Below are 16653 nucleotides of genomic sequence, written 5' to 3'. Positions count from 1 at the left end.
AAGGAACAGGGGCCGTCGCCTGTAGCGGCGAATTGCAACTGCCATTCTCGTGGCGCTAACTGGCGATATCGGCGACGAAGAGGCTCAGGTTGCGGCCTGCGGCGCGGGCCAGGAGGGGGAGGGTCCGGTCGGGGGTGGCTGGGGTGACTACGCGGGGATTCGTAAGCCGTAGGTGGCGGAAGGTGGTGCGGGCTTCGGTGTGGCCCGCGGCGAGGATATTGCGGGTCCAGTAGGTGATGCCGTGGCCCAGGACGACGATGAAGAGGCCGCGGGCGGGGATGATGTTGACGGGGGTGGTGTAGGGGGCTCCGGATTTGCGGCCGCGGTGTTCGAGGAGGGCGAAGCCGGGGAGGTAGGGGGCCAAGGGGCGGATTACGGGGTTGATATAGCGGTTCTGGATGCGTTTGAGGCCCTCGGGGAGGAAGTGGGGGCCGCGATCGTCGATAGCCATATCGTTCGACGAAACCAGGAATTCGGTTGGCGCACAAGGATTGGAATCGCGGGATCCGGGTCGGCGCGGGCACTGGGAAAGACGGTGTGGGGGTTCTACTCTCGATAGGGTGCGGCCGATTGTGTCCGAGGGGGATCTCACCAGCAGGTGGGAAGTGGTGCGGCCGGTGTTCGGGGTCGGGATGCCGGGGGTCGAGATGGGGGGATTCCGGGATCGGGCGGGGGCCGAGGTGGAGATGATGCCGGTGGCGCTGCCTGCCGTCACTGTGGCATTCACCTGCGGGGAAACGGGGCTCAGCCTGGAGAATTCGGCCGGGCGGCGGAGTCTCGGCGGGTATGTGGTGGGGATGTCGCCGAGTGCGCACATCGTGCGGGGGCGGATCGACGGGATCAAGGTGCGATTGTCGCCGGTGGTGGCGTACTCGGTGCTGGGGGTGGCGCCGGAGGAGTTGAGCGACACCATTGTGGGGGTGGACGACCTGTGGGGGCGGGCGGGGGATCGGCTGTGCGACCAGCTTGTCGAGACGGCCGCATGGGATGAGCGTTTCACCTTGGTGACGAACTTTCTCGTGCGCCAGTTCGCGCGGCGGGCGGCCGATGCGGAGGTGGCCGCGACCTGGCATCGCCTCGTCGCGGGACGGGGACTGGTACCGGTCACGGAGCTGGCGGCGGACTGCGGATGGAGCCGAAAGCGGCTGTGGTCGAGGTTCATCGCGCAGATCGGGGTGACACCCAAGCACGCGTCCCGGGTGGTCCGATTCCGGCGCGCGTTCGAGCTGCTCATACGGGGAACGTCCGCGGCCGAAGCAGCCGTGGCGTGCGGCTACGCCGATCAGCCGCATCTACATCGGGAAGTGTCGGAGTTCGCCGGGATGACGCCGGGAGTGCTCGGCAAGCCCTGAGACGCCGAGATCATCGGCGGCAGGGGAACATTCGTTCAAGACAGGCTCGTGGCGGGTCGTCGATAGTGGGTGCGACGAACAAGCCATGGGGGATGTCATGAGTTTACGTGCGGGTGTTGCGGCGGTCCGGCTGAAGGGGCCGGTGCGGGTCTGTCCGGAGGGGAATTCATGAAATCCCGGAGTTCCCTGTGGACGTTGGTTGTGGTTGCGGTTGCCACGTTCATGTTGATGCTCGATCTGACGGTGGTGAACGTGGCGCTGCCCGATATTCGGGGGGAGTTCGGGTCCGGTTTCACTGCGCTGCAATGGATTCTGGATTCCTATGCGCTCGGGTTGGCCGCGGTGCTGTTGGCCGCGGGGTCGCTCGCGGATCGGGTCGGGCGGAAGAGGGTGTTCGACGCTGGGTTGATGATTTTCGTGGTCGCCTCCCTCGTGTGTGGAGTGGCGCCCGACGACGTGACGCTCATTGTGGCCAGGTTTGTCCAAGGGCTGGGTGGCGCAGTGCTTTTCGCTGTCGGGCCCCCGCTGCTCGGAAACGAGTTCCGGGGGCGGGATCGGGGACTGGCCTTCGGGGTGTTCGGTGCGGTCGCCGGGCTCGCGATCGCGTTCGGTCCGTTGATCGGCGGTGGGCTCACCGAGCTGTGGAGTTGGCGGCTGATCTTTCTCGTCAATGTTCCGCTCACCGTGCTCGCGCTGCTCGTCGGCTATCTGAGGATGCGCGAATCGCGTAGCGACACTCCGCCTCCCGTGGATCTGCCGGGCATGGTCGCGTTCTCGGCCGCGCTGTTCTTCCTGGTGCTCGGGTTCCTGCGCGGCGAACAGGACGGCTGGGGCAGTGCGCGGATCATCGGCTGCTTCGTGGTCGCGGGTGTGCTGCTCGCGGTGTTCACCGCGCTTCAGGTGGCGCGGCCGGATCGGGCCATGTTCGATCTCGCCCTGTTCCGCAACCGGACCTTCGACGGCTTGTCGGTGGTGACGGCGCTGTGCGCGCTGTCGGTCATGCCCGCGCTGTTCGTGCTCATCTCCTACACCCAGAATCTGCTCGGCTATGCGGCGCTGGACGCGGGGCTGCGCTTTCTGCCGTTGACGTTCGTCCTGTTCCTCGTGGCCGCGGTCACCGGCGGCGCGGTCGTTCGCATGCGGCCCGCGGTGCTAGTCGGCGGTTCACAACTCTTCATCGCGGCGGGCCTGCTCGCGGTGCTGCTGACCGACGTCGGCTCCGAGTGGACCGCATTGATTCCGGCCATGGTGCTGATCGGTATCGGCATGGGCATGTTCGGTCCCGCCCGCGCCGGATTCTCCATTGCGGTGACCACCCCGGCCAAGGCGGGAATGGCCTCGGGCATCAATGAGACCTTTCAGCAAGCCGGTCTCGCCGTCGGCATCGCGGCTGTCGGCGCGTACTTCCAGGCCCGGGTCGGCAGTGCCTTCACCGCGACCGAGACCGCGCGAACGGTATTCGGGGACAAGGCCGCCGAGGTCGGCGATGTCGTCGCCGCCGGTGGCCCGCGCGCGGCGACGGCATCCGAGACCGTGCGGGCGGCCGCCGAATCGGCCTTCGTGAGCGGACTGCACGATGCCATGGCGCTGGCGGCCGTCATCGCCGCGGTATCCGGCGTCATCGCCTTCGCCACCCTGCGCCGCGCCGATCTGGACGAGGCCGCGCTGGCAACCGCCGCTCCGCCGCCGGACAGCTCCCTGGATCAGATCGCGCGACAGCGTGATCGGGAGACACTGCGCGGAACCGGCACAAGACGCCCGTAGCCGGTGACACCGCGCCCGCGGCACAGACCAAGCCCAGCGGGCCGAGCCGGGAGGGGCAGGCTCGAGCCGAGGGTGGTTGGGGGCGGACAGACCAGGACCTCAGCGTGGCGGCCTGTTCTGTCCGTTCGGTCACCGAACCGGCGCGACTGAGTATCCATTACAGGTGCAATCGCGAATAGGGTAGCGGATTACTCATTCGGCGTGTGTTCGGGCTTGCGACAATTCGGGTGTGGAGCGGTTGGTGATCCTCCACCCGCAGGAATTGGCGGGTACCGTGCTTCGTCTGGATCCGGGGCGGCAACTGGTCGGGCGGGGCCCGCGCGCCACCATTCGCCTCGATGATCAGCACGTCAGCGGCATGCACGCGGAGATCAGCAATGTCGGTGGCCGGGTCACCGTCGAGGATCTCGGATCGTCCAACGGCACGCGGATCGACGGCGAATTCATTACGGGCGCCAGGGAGCTACACGACGGCGATATCGTCACCTTCGGAAATATCGACGCGCGTTTCGAACAGGGGACCGGACCGCGTACCACGATCATGTCTCGAGAGGACATTCGGCGGTATCGGCCGCAGCGTGTCACCTACGATATCGATCGTCAGACGGGGCGGCAGATCAGCAATGTCGGCGGCGACCAGTACAACAGCTATATCCAGGAACGGGAAAGCTTCCTGCGTGCGGTCGCGGCCTCCCGGACGAAGGCGCGATTCGTGTTCTGGGTCGGCCTTTTCCTGACCGTCGGCGGAATACTCGGCTACGCCTACTACCTGGTGACCGCGATCGGCGGTTTCAGCACCGCGTTCGGGGATGAATCGTTCCAGAACAGCACGGAACTGCCGGATTTCGAGATATTCGGCCCCGAGACGAGCCTCGGCATCCCGGCCGGGCTGATCTGCTTCATGGTTGCGTTCGTCGGCCAGATCCTGTTCTTCATCGGGCTGATCATGTGGATCGTCGCGGCGGCCCGAGCGCGCAAGGTCGATTCGGATCCGCGCCACGCGTGGAACTCACCATTTACTGCATAAGGGGAATCTCGTGGTATTCAATATCGGCTCGCAACAGGGCAACATCAACAATGTCGCGGGCAATCAAACGATCTACGGCGGGCAGAGCGGCACATTCGAGTCGACCGGACCGGTGCAGTTCGCCGTCGAACTCGCGGAAGTCTTGCGGCGCATGGGCATGGACCGCGCGGCGGCCGATGCCGAGGCGGTCCAGCGCGAGCTGACCCAGCCGCAGCCGGACCGCGAGGGCATAGGCGCCCGCCTGACTCGCATCGCCCAGGCGGTCACCGCGGTCGCGGGCGCCGAATCGGCCGTGCACAAACCGCTTGTCGCGCTCGCCCGGTGGCTCGGCGCGGCGGGCGCGCCGATACTGGCCCTGCTCGGCCTGTAAGCGCCCCTGCCGGTGGTGCCAGCCGCGCCGCCGCCAGTGGAACCCGGGGCTTGTCCAAGATCGGGGCTGATGGTGTCGTGGTCTACCGGGCGAGGGTCGTGACGCGTTCGCCTTCGAGCTCACAGCGAGAGGCGAGGTGGCCGTGGAACATGTGGAGCAGCGCGGCGCGGAATTGACGGCGGAACTTCTGGACTACTTCGGCTCCATGGCGACCGTCGAATTGAGCGCCGACGACGATATTTTCGCGCTGGGGCTGGTCAATTCGCTGCGGGCGCTGGAAATCGTCGTGCACGTGGAGCAGACCTACGGGATCTCGGTCGAGGTGGACGATCTCGAACTCGACAATTTCCGGACGGCGGCGCGGGCGGCCGCGTTCGTCGCGCGCAAGCGGGCGGGGACTGCGCGCCCGTGATCGATGTCGAGAAGCTGGTGGCTGCGGCGGAATCGGATGCGGCGCACTGGGATCGGGAGGGACTGCCCGCAGAGGCGATCGCGCTGGCGGCGCGCAGCGGGCTGCTCGGAGCGGATCGGCCCGCGGCATTCGGGGGCGGCGGGCTCGATGCGCTCGAACTGGGCCGGATGGCCGCGACGGTCGGATACGCCTGCACCGGCCTGAGATCGCTGCTGACGGTGCACGGAATGGTCGCCGCCGCGGTGGATCGGTGGGGCACGGGAGCGCAGCGCGAGGCGTGGCTGCCCCGCCTCGCCACCGGTGCGACGGTCGCCGCGCTGGCCGCGACCGAGGCCGGAGCGGGCACCGAACTGGCCGGTGTCCCAATGACTTTCGATGCCGACGGCACAGATCGGTTGATCTCCGGGACCAAACTGTGGGTCACCTTCGGGCAGGCCGCCGGGGTCTTCCTGGTGCTCGGCCGCACGGACGGGGGTTTGTGCACCGCGCTCGTCGAGCGCGACCGTCCCGGCGTGCACGTGGAACCGGTGGAAAGCGGGCTCGGCCTGCACGGCGCGCGGCTGGCGAACATCCGGTTCGACCGGGTCCGCGTACCTGCCGCCGACCTCATCGCGCCCCCGGGATTCGGGCTCTCCCATGTTATCGGAACGGCCCTGGACCACGGGCGATTCACCGTCGCCTGGGGCTGTGTCGGGCTCGCCCGCGCCTGCCTCGACGATGCCGCCGCGCACGCCGCCACCCGGGTGCAGGGCGGCACCGCTCTCGCCGAGCATCAGACGGTGCGCGCGACCCTCGGCCGCAGCTGGGCGGATGTGGAAGGCGCGCAAGCGATATGCGAACGCGCCGCCGCATCCCGGATGGCCGGATCGCCGCGCGCGCTCATCGACACCATTGCCGCCAAATACGCGGCCGCTGGGACCGCCGCCGCCGTGAGCGAGCGCGCCGTCCAGGTGCTCGGCGCCGCCGGATGCGCGCCGGACAGCCGCGTCGGCCGCTTCTATCGCGACGCCAAGGTCATGCAGATCATCGAGGGAGCACAGGAGGTCGCCGAGGTGACCATGGGTGAACACGTCTTGCGGGGTGTGCGATGAGCGCGCGGGTGCTGCTCGGCCCGGTGGCCACGTGGTTCCCGGAGGCCACCGCCGAGGTGGCCACCCTCGACGAGCTGGATTACCTTGCGGTGCAACGCCGCGAGCACGCGCTGGCCCTGGGCGTCGAGACGGTGCGGACCGCCGGGGAGCTGTCCGAGGTGGATCTCGCGGCCGCGGCGGCGCAGTCGGCGCTGGCCGAGGCCGGGCTCGACGCCGAGGATATCGACGCACTGCTGCTCGTCACCGGACGCGCGCCGCAATATCTGCTCGCATCGGAAGCCACTCGGCTGCAACACCGGATCGGCGCGACCCGCGCGTTCACCACGGGCGTGGGCGATCTGGGCTGCGTCTCCATCTCCGCCGCGCTGACCCTGGCCGCGAGCCTGGTGCGCGGCGATGACCGATGCCGCAATGTCCTGCTGGTCACTGCGGCCAAGACGCCGACCCGCAATCGTTATCGCCCGCCCATGACGGTGCTCGGCGACGGCGCGGCCGCCGTCCTGGTCACCGCCTCCGGTCCCGGGCGCTGGGAGTTCGTCGACGAGATCGTGCGCAGCGACGGCAAATACGCGGATCTGTTCCGCATCGACTACCGCGATATCCCGTCCGAGGAATGGGTCGAGGAATGCGCGGACGAATCCACGTATTCGTTCCGGGTCGCGGTCGAGAGCAAGAAACGGTTCGACGCCATCATTCCGGAACTGCTGGAGCGCAATGGAATCGAGGCCGCGACGGTGGGGCCGGTCCTCATGCAGAACCTGTCGGCGGGCGCCTTCGCCTTCTGGGAAGAGGCCCTGGATCGCCCGGTCGACAAGGCCTGCCGGAGCAATCTCGCGGCCTACGGCCACCTCGGTTCGATGGACATGCTGGTCAATCTGGAGGCCGCCGCGCATGCGCGTGCGGCGGGGGAGTACGCGCTGCTGCTGAACAGCAGCCCGGTCGCGGCCTGGAGCGCCGGTCTGATGCGGAGAGTGTGAGCAATGACGGCACTGGTGAAATGCCTGGTCTGGGATCTCGACGATACGGTGGGGCCCGGAGTGGTCCTGGAATCCGACGGCGGTGCGCCGAAACCCGAAGCGCTGCGGGCGCTTCGGACACTCGACGAGCGCGGCATCCTGCACGCCGTGGCGAGCCGCGGTGAACCGGAGGCCGCCACGGCGCATTTGCGGCGGCACGGCATCGAGGACATGTTCTCGGCCATCGAGATCGGCTGGGGACCCAAATCGGAAGCCATCCGGCGGATCGCCGAGAGCTTGAATATCGGCCGGGACGCGATCGCGTTCGTCGACAACGATCCGTTCGAGGTGGCCGAGGTGGTCGCCGCGTTCCCGGAGGTCCGCTGCTATCCGGCCGAGCGCATTGCCGAACTGCCGGACCTGCCCGAGTTCCGGCCCGGCGCAACGACATCCGAGGCGCGGCAGCGCCGGATGCTGTATCGCGCGGAGCGAGAGCGGAAGCAGTCCCACGCCGAATACGGCGGTTCGGACGCCGATTTCCTGGCCTCGCTGGATCTGGTCATGACCGTGCGGGAAGCCTCGGAGGCGGATCTGATCCGGGCGCACGAACTCACCGAGCGCACCCATCAGCTCAACACCACCGGCGTCACCTTCGATATCGACGAACTGCGGGAGCTGTGCGCGTCACCGCGGCACGAGGTGCTCGTCGCCGCGCTGACCGACCGCTTCGGTGGCTACGGCACCATCGGGCTGGCGGTCACCGAGCGGCGCGGCGACGATTCGGTGCTGCTGCTGCTTCTCATGTCCTGCCGCGTCATGTCACGCGGCGTCGGGACGGCGCTCATTGCCGAACTGGTCCGGCGCGCCCGGGCGGCGGGGCGGCGGCCCGCGGCGGAATTCCTTGCGACGCAGCTCAATCGGGTCATGCTCGTGACGCTGCGCTTCGCGGGCTTCGAGGTGGTCGAGACCGACGGCGACCGCATGCTGCTCGCCTGCACCGTTCCGGTCGAAAGTATCGGCGGCACCGGACATGTCGAGGTGGTTCGATGAGCACGGGACATGACCTGCTGAGCGGCATCCTGCGCCAGGTCGAGCGGGTGCCCGAGCGCACCGCACTGGTAGTGGGGGAGCGCTCGCTCACCTATCGCGAACTCGATACCGCGACAGCGGCTCTCGCCCGCCGCCTGGTGGCGGCCGGGGTACGCCCGGGGCAGACGGTCATCGTGTACCAGCGGCAGAATCTGGACTCGTTGATCGGCATGATCGCGGCCCTGCGCGCGGCCGCGGTCTGGTGCGTCATCGAACCCGGGCACGGTGAATCGGCGCTGGTCGCGGTACTGGAGGCGGTGGACTGCGCGGCGGTGCTCATCGACGGGCGCGATCCGCTCACCCCGGGCGATGCGGCGGCAGCACTGGCGGCGCAGGGCGGACCGGCGGTGATCGATATCGCCGTGGTGGCCGAGCCGCCCGCGGTGGAGCCGCTCGGGGTGGAGCCGCTCGGGGTGGAGCCGCTCGGGGTGGAGCCGCTCGGGGTGGAGCCGCTCGAGGTCGGGTTGCCGGAGCAGCCGCCCATGAACGCGCCCGCGTACGCCATCACGACTTCCGGGTCCACGGGTGTGCCCAAGGCGGTCGTCGTCTCGCGCGCTAACCTCGCGGCCCTCATCGGTTCGCGGGACTATCCGCCGCATATCGACGGCGAGCTCGTCACGTTCTCGGCCATGCGGCTGATCTGGGACGGCTCCTTCATGGGCATGGCGTGGGCGCTCACGGTCGGCGGCACCAGTGTGCTGCCCGACGCCGGGATGCTGCGCGATGTGGAGGCGGTCGCCGAACTCGCACGCCGTCACGGTGTTTCGCATCTCGTCGCGACGCCGTCGTTCTACCGGCTGCTGCTGCCCCGGCTGGCCGAACTGCGGTCGACGCTGCGGATCGTCACCCTGGGCGGGGAGGCGGTGCCGCCGCGTCTGATCGAGGAGCATCGCGAGGTGCTGCCCGCCACCCGGCTGCACAACGAATACGGGCCCACCGAGGCAACGGTCACCTGCATCTGCCATGTGGTGGCAGACAAGCCGCACCATGTGGTGCCGATCGGCCGCCCGAGCGCGGGTACGACGGCGCACATTGTGGACGGTGCGCTGCGGCCGGTCCGGCGGGGCACGCGCGGGGATCTCTATCTGGGCGGACAGCAGATCACCGATGGTTATGCGGCCCGGCCGGGATTGACCGCGACCCGTTTCGTGGCCGATCCGTTCGCCGCGGAGCCGGGTGCGCGCATGTACCTCACGGGGGACCTCGCGCGCGTGGACGCCAATGGCGACATCGAATTCCACGGCCGGGCCGACAGTCAGGTGAAGGTCCGCGGCGTGCGGATCGAGCGCGGCGCGGTCGAGGCGGTGCTGGAAGACCATCCGGCCGTGCGCGAGGCGGTCGTGTTGGCCGCGACCGACGCCGATGACAGCCTGTACCTGGCCGCGTTCTGGGTCCCCGTGGACGGTGCGGTCGCGCCGCCCGCCACCGCCGCCCTGTTCGAGCATTGCGCCGAACGGCTGGTGCCCGAGTCGGTTCCGGGACGATTCGTGGCCGTCGACTCGCTGCCCATCGCGGCGGGCAGCAGCAAGCTCGACGAAGCGGCCCTGCTCGCGCTGCTGCACGCGCCCGCCGAACGGCGGCCCGCGCCCTCGCGGGAAAGCTGGACCGAGACCGAGCGGGCCCTCGGCGACATCTGGTCCGAGGTACTGCTGCACGACGAATTCGACCGCGACGACCGGTTTCTCGATGTCGGCGGCAACTCCCACCGCGTGGTGGCGCTGCACATGCGCCTGGAGGAGCGCTGGCCCGGCGTCATCTCGGTGGGGCTGCTGTTCGATCTCGACACCGTGGCCGCGCAGGCGGCCGAGCTGTCGGCGGATCCGGCGCGGCCCGCGGCATCGGCGCCGGACGGCAACGCCCCCATGGCATTCGAGGTTTGAGAGAAACCGTGAACACACCAGCACTGCGCAATGACGATATCGCCATCGTCGGTCTCGGCGTCCGGTTCCCCGACGCGTCGAACCTCGACGAGTTCCGCGCCAACCTGACCGCCGGGCGGGACTCCATCGGGCCCATGCCCGAATCCCGGGCGGAGGCGACCGCACTCGACCGCCGCGTCACCTACCTGCCCATGGGGCATCTCACCGATATCCACAGCTTCGACTACGCCTTCTTCGGATTGTCCAAACGCGAAGCATCCCTGATGGCTCCGCAGCAGCGCATCGCCCTCGAACTGGCGCACAAGGCAATCGAGGACGGCGGCTACGCACCGCACACCCTGCGCGACGCCGCGACCGCCGTGGTCTTCAGCGCCCCCATGCCCACCTACCACGCCATGGCCGTCGACCCGGGCCCCCTGGCCATGCTGGGCAACCTGCCCTTCGGCGTCCCCGCCCGCATCGCGCACTTGCTCGGCCTGACCGGCCCGACCTACGCCATCGACAGCGGCTGCAACGCCTCCCTCATCGCGGTCCACCACGCCTGCCGCGAATTGCGGTCCGGCGATGCGGATTACGCCCTCGCGGGCGGTGTCAGCGTGCGCTCCGGCGGATCCCCGGCGTGGACCGCGCGGACCATGACCGAAATCGCCTCGACCGGCGGCAAAGTCCGCGCCTTCGACGCCGACGCCGACGGCACGGTTCCCGGCGAGGGCGGCGCGGCCCTGCTGCTGACCACCCTCGCGCGAGCCCGCGTCGACCGCGCCCCGATCTACGCCGTCATTCGCGGCAGCGCGGTCCTGCACAACGGCCATTCGTCGGCCACCATCAGCACCCCCAGCGCCGCGGCCCAGACCAAGGTCATCGAGCGCGCCTGGCGCAATGCGGGAGCGGACCCGCGCACCGCGGGCTATCTCGAAGCGCATGGCTCCGCCACCCGCCTGGGTGATGCCGTCGAACTCGAAGGGCTGCGCACCGCCTTCGCGGGCCGCCCCACCCGGCTGCCGATCGGATCGGTCAAAACCAATATCGGCCACCTCGACCACGCGGCCGGTGTCGCGGGCCTGGTGAAAGCCGTGCTGTCGGTTTCCGACGTACAACTGTTCCCGTCCTTGCACTTCCATCGCCCCACCGGAGATCTCGACCTGAACGCAGCCGGAATCGAGGTCCTCACCCACCTGCGCCTGTGGCAAAGCAGCGCCCCGCGCCTGGCAGGCGTGAGCTCCTACAGCCTCGGCGGCGCCAACGCGCACTGCGTCCTACAGCAGGCGCCCCCGGAATCGGAGTCGCCCGGCGCCGCGCGGAAATCGGGCGCACCCATACCGCAGCCGACCGAGATCGTGTCGCACCTGGGCGCTGTCGTGCCGCACGCAGACCTTGTCGCAGGGCAATTGCCGAGCGAGCCGACCGGGGCGGGCGGGGTTTCGCCGCGGCTGGTGGGCGTGTCCGCCCGGACCCCGGGCGCACTCGCGGAACTGTGCCGTGACGTGGTGCGACACGTGCGGGCGGGTGCGGGGGATTTCGCGGATATCGCGTTCACGCTCGACATGGGGCGGGAGCATCGGGGGCATCGGGTCGCGGTGTGCGCTACGGGTGCGGGTGAATTCGCGGACGCGTTGGAGAAGCGCGGGGCGGCGATCGATCCGGATGCCGGAGTGCCGGTCGCGCCGCGGGTGGCGCTGCTGCTCTCGCCCGGGGCGATGCCTGCCGGGGACGGGACCGACATGCTGACCAGGCACGGGCTCGGGTCGCCGAACGGAACGGATGCGGAGGCGTCGATGTCGGCCGATGGGGCGACGGCGGGGGTGGGGCCGGTTGGGCTGCCCGCACACTTGCCTGCGGTGGGGGAGGTGGGGAACGTGCTCGCGGGGCAGATTGCCGCGCATGATCGGCTGCGGGCGTGTGGGATTCAGTTCGCCGCTGTACTCAGCGGGGGTGCTTCGAAATATGCGGCGAGGTATTTGCTCGGGTCGAAGGCTGTTGTCGATGCGGGGGAGTTGAGTGCTGCGGCGGCGGAGCCCGGGGTGGAGCGGGGGCGGCTGCGGGTGGCGGCGGAGACATTGTTGCGGGATGGGGCGGTTGTTTTCGTCGATCCGAGTCCCGATGGGCTGCTGGGGCGGTTCCTCGCGGAGGATCTCGCGGGGCGGGACGACGCGGAGGTATTGTTCGTGTCCGTCGAATCGGGCGGTGTCCTGGGGATTCTCGGGCGTCTCTACGAGCGCGGTGTGGATCTGGACTGGGCGCGCGTCGATCTCGGGGACGGGCGGCGCGTGCGGCTGCCGGGACATCCATTGCAGCGGTCGCGGTGCTGGGTCGAATTGCATACCGCCGCAATGCCCGTCGAATCCGGGGGTGCGCGCGTCGCGACCGCTCATGAGGCGGGTGCGAGCGGCGATACCGGGGCTGTGACCACGCCGCCGGATGAGATCGAATGGCTGCGCGGGGTGCTGCGGGAGCTGCTGCATGCCGAGCACGAAATCGGGCCGGACGACGACTATTTCGATGTCGGGGGCAATTCCATCATTGCCGTGCAGCTGGTCGAGCGGGTGGAGGCGGTTTATGGGTTCCGGCCCAGGCTGCTCGATGTGTACGAGCGGCACAAGGTCGCCGAGTTCGCCGAATTGCTCAGTGCGGGAGCGGAATCGGTGGACGAGGCGGAGACGCGGTTGCGGAGTCTGCCGCCCATCGAACGGACCGACGAGCTGGTCATGTCACCCGGGCAGGAGCGGATGTGGTTCCACCATCAGCTCGTTCCGGAGACCACGCTCTACAACTATCCGGTCGTCAATGTGCTGCGGGGAGCGATCGACGCGGCCGCGATCAAGGGCACCTTCGAGGATTTCGCGCAGCGGCACGAACCGCTGCGGTACAACCTCGTCGAGGTGGATGGTCTGCCGGTGGTCCGCGTGCGGCCCGCGCTGGGCGAATTCTTCCGGCTCGTGGATGTTTCCGGGGAATCCGATGCGGTGGCCGCCGCGCGCGGGTTGATCCGGGAGGCCGCGCTGGTGCCGTTCGATCTGGCGCGGGATCCGATGGTGCGGGTGCTGCTGGTGACGCTCGCGCCCGATATGCATGTGCTGCAGGTGACCTGCCATCACTGCGTCACCGACGGGCAGACGCCCGGAATTCTGGCCCGTGAGATCCCGCAGCTGTACGCCGCGCGGCAGGAGGGTCGCACCGCGGAGCTGGAGCCGCTGCCGGTGCGCTACGGCGATTACGCGCGCTGGCATCGCGAGCTGCTGGATTCCGGTGCGCTCGACCACGAGCTCGAGTACTGGGTGCACCTGCTGCGGAATGCGCCGAAACTGCGACTGCCCACCGACTTTCCGCGCCCGCCGCGCAAGACCTTCGCCGGTGAGCTGGAGCCGTTCACGGTCTCGGCCGAACTGCTGGCCCGGTCGCGCGCGGTCGCGAAACGGGAATCGGTCTCGCTGTTCGTGGTACTGCTGAGCGCCTTCTACCTGCTGCTCGCCCGGCGCAGCGGACAGCGCGACCTGGTCATCGGCACGCCGACCACCGGTCGCACCCGCCGCGAGCTGGAGGGGCTCATCGGGTTCTTCAACAGCACCGTCGCCCTGCGCGCCAATCTGTCCGGACCTGCCACGCTGGCCGATCTGCTCGAGCGGGTGCGCGCCATTGTGCTGGGCGCGCTGGAGAATCAGGAGATTCCGTTCGAACGGGTCGTGCACGCGCTCGACGACCAGCGCGACACCTCCCGCACCCCGATCTTCGACGTGCTCTACGTGCATCAGGATCTCATCGGCAAGGCGAATCCACTCGGCGGCGGTGAGACGGAGTTCTTCGATCTGGAGCACTCCATCGAGAACGCGTTCGGCGGATTGCCCGCCGGTACGGCGAAATTCGATCTGAGCCTGATCACCTACGACCGCAGCGACGACCACGACATGCTGGCCTGCTTCGAGTACAGCACCGAATTGTTCACCCGGCGCACGGCGGCCGGGTTCGCGGCCGGATTCCTCGAGATTCTCACCGAACTCGTGGGGTCCGCGCCCGACCGGTCGATCGAGGAGTTGCTGATCGTCGCGGCTGCCGCGGCCCCGTCGACCGAACAGGCCGCGGCGCTGGATATTCCGACCGATCGGCCGCGCGGGAGCGAGCCACGGCAGTACACGCCGGGCACCGTCCGCGCGCCGATCGACACCGCACCCGAGGACGCGGCGCTGCTCGCGGCCTGGGTGGCGCTGCTGAGCTGGTACTCCGGCTCCGACGAGGTGGAAGTCGGCCTGGCCGAGGGCGTGGCGCGATTTCACCTCGCCGATGAACCGACCGGAGCCGAACTGATCTCGCGGGCGACCGCGGCCCTCGCCGCCCGGACGGGCACTGCCGGTGCGGGACCGGTTCGCTATGGCGATCCCCGGCCCGATGCCGAGCTGACCCTCGATCGGCGGTCCGGCGAGGGCGGACCGGTTCTCGAACTGAGTTATGCCACAGACCTTTTCGACGAGGTGACCGCGGAACACATGCTCGCGGACCTGATCCGGCTGCTGCGCGGCCTCCCGGAGACACCGGACGAACCGGTGGCCGATATCGCGCTGCGTTGCATGACCGAAGCGGAGGTGACCCGATGACCGGAATCGTGGCGGTGATCGGCGCAGGCACCATGGGCGCGGGCATTGCCCAATGCCTGGCCCAGGCCGGTCGCGAGGTGATCGTGGTCGAACCAGATCCCCAGGCCGTGGAGCGGGCGCGCCGGGGCTTGAACGAGGCGGTGCGATTGGCGCTGCTGCTGGGGCGCGGTGATCGCCGGACCGCGCTCGACGCCGCGCGGCGCGTGCACTGGGTGGAACGCATCGACGAACTGAGCACCGCCCGCGAGGCGAGCCGCATCGACTTCGTTATCGAATGCGCCACCGAACGCATCGAATTGAAGGAACAGCTGTTCGCCGAGCTGGACCGGCACTGCGCGCCCGCAGCCGTCTTCGCCTCCATCAACTCGGCGATCCCGATCGCCCGCCTGGCCGCCGCCACCGCCCGGCCCGAACAGGTGCTCGGCCTGCACTTCATGAACCCCGCGCCGCTCACCGATGAGGTGGAAGTCGTTCGCGGAGAACAGACTTCCCCCGCGACCCTGAAGCGGGCCACCGAATTGCTCACGGCATTGGGCAAGGAAGCCATTGTCGTCGGCGACCGCCCCGGCTTCGTGATCAACCGCCTGCTCATGCTCACCATCGCCGAAGCCGCCGCCACCCTGGACACCGGCGTCGACGCGGAGACCGTCGACGCCCTCTTCGAACGCTGCCTCGGCCACCGAATGGGCCCCCTGCGCACCGCCGACCTGATCGGTCTCGACAACGTCGCCGACACCATCGAGGTGCTGCGCCGCGAAACCGGCGAGGACCACTACCGGGTGCCGCCCGCCCTGGAGAAGCTCGTCACCGCAGGACATTTCGGCCGCAAGACCGGACAAGGATTCCATGACTATCGCTGCCACCGCCGCGACCACCGGCAACCCGGTCGCCGCCACCCCGGCGGGCCCGCGCCCCCCGAGCGATGCCCAACGCGCCGCGCTCACCACCGGAGACCAGTACTTCGACCTCTATGTCGAGCTGACCGGTCCCCTGGATGCGGACACCCTGCGTAATGCCGTCGACACCGTCCTCACGGAATGCCCGGCGCTACACAGCGCCTTCCGCGACGACACCGGCGCGATTCAGGTCTATGAGATCACCCCCACTCCAACCCTCGTGGTCACCGCCGAGGCCCCCGATTTCGTCAGCGCCTGGATCGATGAAGAACGCGCCCGTCCCCTGGATATCGCGCGGGGCCCGCTGTACAGGCACGCGGTCTTCCGGTTCCCCGATGGCCGAATCGGCTGGTACCAGCGTTACCACCGCCTGATCATCGACCAGCCCGGCATGCTCGCCATCCTCGCCCGGGTGCGCGACGTACTCGGCGACATTTCCGGGAACCTCGATCCGAATCCGCCGTTCGGCACGCCGACGATCCGCCTGGAAGTCGAACGCCTCTACCACGAATCGGGCGCATGGGCAGCCGACCGCGACTACTGGGAACAAACCCTGGTCGACGCACCCCGGCTCGAACCTCTCCCCGCCACCCACGATGAGCCCGTCGGTCCGCTCTGGGCTCCGGCGGGAGAATCACAGGCACTCAATAGGATCGCGCGTACCAGTGGCGGCGGCGCACCCGCTGTCGCTTTGGCCGCACTAGCCGTATACAGCACCCGCCTGACCATGACCCGTGAATGCGTGATTGCATTCGACAACGGGGAAACCATTGTGCCGCTCCGGATCCCGGTCCAACCGCGCGACACCTTCGACGCGATCGCCAAACAGGTGGGCCGGGAACTACGCAAGGCGCGCCGACACCGGTACATCCCCGACATCGACGACCCATGGGCCGACGCGCAACTGGCCTCTTGTAGCCCGGATGCTGCCCGGTGCGGCACTGACCACCCTCGGCGCACAGCCGGTGCACATCGTGGCCGGACAAGCCGAAGCTCTCACGGTGTGTGTAGACGACCGTGCCGCAGGCAGCTGGCAGATCACCACCGCTGCGGCGCACCCCGCTCACCGCAACCGCATTGCCCGCCTGCTGACGCGGCTGGCGCACGAACCGCGCACCCCGATCGCCCGATTCGGCCTTGCCGCGCCCGGCGAGAATCAGTACATCGAAGGCCGCCATCCCGACGCCGCATGCGGTGCGGATGTCGCACCTGTCGCGGGTGATGCACTCG

At 69.0% G+C, this 16653-nt stretch carries 13 protein-coding genes; 12 read left to right on the top strand and 1 reads right to left on the bottom strand.

The window, feature by feature from the left end; genetic code table 11:
- Window positions 1–55: 55 nt before the first annotated feature.
- A complete protein-coding gene (locus NC4_RS41270) occupies window positions 56–451 on the bottom strand; it encodes a nitroreductase family deazaflavin-dependent oxidoreductase (RefSeq protein ID WP_067547993.1) in 396 nt (131 codons plus the stop codon).
- Window positions 452–560: 109 nt separating this feature from the next.
- Between NC4_RS41270 and NC4_RS35695 the strand changes: the two genes are divergently transcribed.
- From NC4_RS35695 to NC4_RS44965, 12 genes are all read left to right on the top strand, one after another.
- Window positions 561–1352: a helix-turn-helix domain-containing protein gene (locus NC4_RS35695; RefSeq protein ID WP_084530102.1), complete on the top strand. Its 792-nt coding sequence runs from the start codon at window positions 561–563 to the stop codon at window positions 1350–1352.
- A 168-nt stretch (window positions 1353–1520) separates the two neighbouring features.
- The gene (locus tag NC4_RS35690; protein WP_067547990.1) at window positions 1521–3116 is read left to right on the top strand and encodes an MFS transporter; all 1596 of its coding nucleotides are present in this window, start codon (window positions 1521–1523) and stop codon (window positions 3114–3116) included.
- A 229-nt stretch (window positions 3117–3345) separates the two neighbouring features.
- Complete coding sequence (locus NC4_RS35685; RefSeq protein ID WP_067547986.1) at window positions 3346–4143, top strand: FHA domain-containing protein; 798 nt, start codon at window positions 3346–3348, stop codon at window positions 4141–4143.
- Window positions 4144–4153: 10 nt separating this feature from the next.
- Complete coding sequence (locus tag NC4_RS35680) at window positions 4154–4513, top strand: hypothetical protein (RefSeq protein WP_067547983.1); 360 nt, start codon at window positions 4154–4156, stop codon at window positions 4511–4513.
- Window positions 4514–4649: 136 nt separating this feature from the next.
- Complete coding sequence (locus NC4_RS35675) at window positions 4650–4925, top strand: acyl carrier protein (RefSeq protein WP_067547980.1); 276 nt, start codon at window positions 4650–4652, stop codon at window positions 4923–4925.
- Window positions 4922–6016, top strand: a complete 1095-nt coding sequence (locus NC4_RS35670; RefSeq protein ID WP_067547977.1) for an acyl-CoA dehydrogenase family protein — start codon at window positions 4922–4924, stop codon at window positions 6014–6016. The genes NC4_RS35675 and NC4_RS35670 overlap by 4 nt, the downstream gene beginning before the upstream one ends.
- Entirely contained in the window at window positions 6013–6993 is a 981-nt protein-coding gene (locus tag NC4_RS35665) for a beta-ketoacyl-[acyl-carrier-protein] synthase family protein (protein WP_067547975.1), read from the top strand. Before NC4_RS35670 ends, NC4_RS35665 begins: the two co-directional genes overlap by 4 nt.
- Window positions 6994–6996: 3 nt before the next feature.
- Window positions 6997–8022: an HAD-IIIC family phosphatase gene (locus NC4_RS35660; RefSeq protein WP_067547972.1), complete on the top strand. Its 1026-nt coding sequence runs from the start codon at window positions 6997–6999 to the stop codon at window positions 8020–8022.
- Complete coding sequence (locus tag NC4_RS35655) at window positions 8019–9941, top strand: non-ribosomal peptide synthetase (protein ID WP_067547969.1); 1923 nt, start codon at window positions 8019–8021, stop codon at window positions 9939–9941. The genes NC4_RS35660 and NC4_RS35655 overlap by 4 nt, the downstream gene beginning before the upstream one ends.
- Window positions 9942–9949: 8 nt before the next feature.
- Entirely contained in the window at window positions 9950–14527 is a 4578-nt protein-coding gene (locus NC4_RS39715; protein WP_157555426.1) for a condensation domain-containing protein, read from the top strand.
- Window positions 14524–15540, top strand: a complete 1017-nt coding sequence (locus tag NC4_RS35645; RefSeq protein ID WP_084530099.1) for a 3-hydroxyacyl-CoA dehydrogenase family protein — start codon at window positions 14524–14526, stop codon at window positions 15538–15540. The genes NC4_RS39715 and NC4_RS35645 overlap by 4 nt, the downstream gene beginning before the upstream one ends.
- The gene (locus NC4_RS44965; RefSeq protein WP_369690819.1) at window positions 15506–16645 is read left to right on the top strand and encodes a condensation domain-containing protein; all 1140 of its coding nucleotides are present in this window, start codon (window positions 15506–15508) and stop codon (window positions 16643–16645) included. The genes NC4_RS35645 and NC4_RS44965 overlap by 35 nt, the downstream gene beginning before the upstream one ends.
- Window positions 16646–16653: the final 8 nt, after the last annotated feature.

Origin of the sequence: Nocardia crassostreae (assembly GCF_001613405.1) — a bacterium.
In the GTDB taxonomy this organism is placed as follows: Bacteria; Actinomycetota; Actinomycetes; order Mycobacteriales; family Mycobacteriaceae; genus Nocardia; species Nocardia crassostreae.
This window is presented reverse-complemented; position numbering and strand designations above follow the sequence as displayed.

Bases quoted from the DNA above. Each gene is read 5' to 3' on its own strand.
- NC4_RS41270 (WP_067547993.1), bottom strand. From the start codon at position 451: ATGGCTATCGACGATCGCGGCCCCCACTTCCTCCCCGAGGGCCTCAAA.
- NC4_RS35690 (WP_067547990.1), top strand. From the start codon at position 1,521: ATGAAATCCCGGAGTTCCCTGTGGACGTTGGTTGTGGTTGCGGTTGCC.
- NC4_RS35665 (WP_067547975.1), top strand. From the start codon at position 6,013: ATGAGCGCGCGGGTGCTGCTCGGCCCGGTGGCCACGTGGTTCCCGGAG.
- NC4_RS35660 (WP_067547972.1), top strand. From the start codon at position 6,997: ATGACGGCACTGGTGAAATGCCTGGTCTGGGATCTCGACGATACGGTG.
- NC4_RS35655 (WP_067547969.1), top strand. From the start codon at position 8,019: ATGAGCACGGGACATGACCTGCTGAGCGGCATCCTGCGCCAGGTCGAG.
- NC4_RS35645 (WP_084530099.1), top strand. From the start codon at position 14,524: ATGACCGGAATCGTGGCGGTGATCGGCGCAGGCACCATGGGCGCGGGC.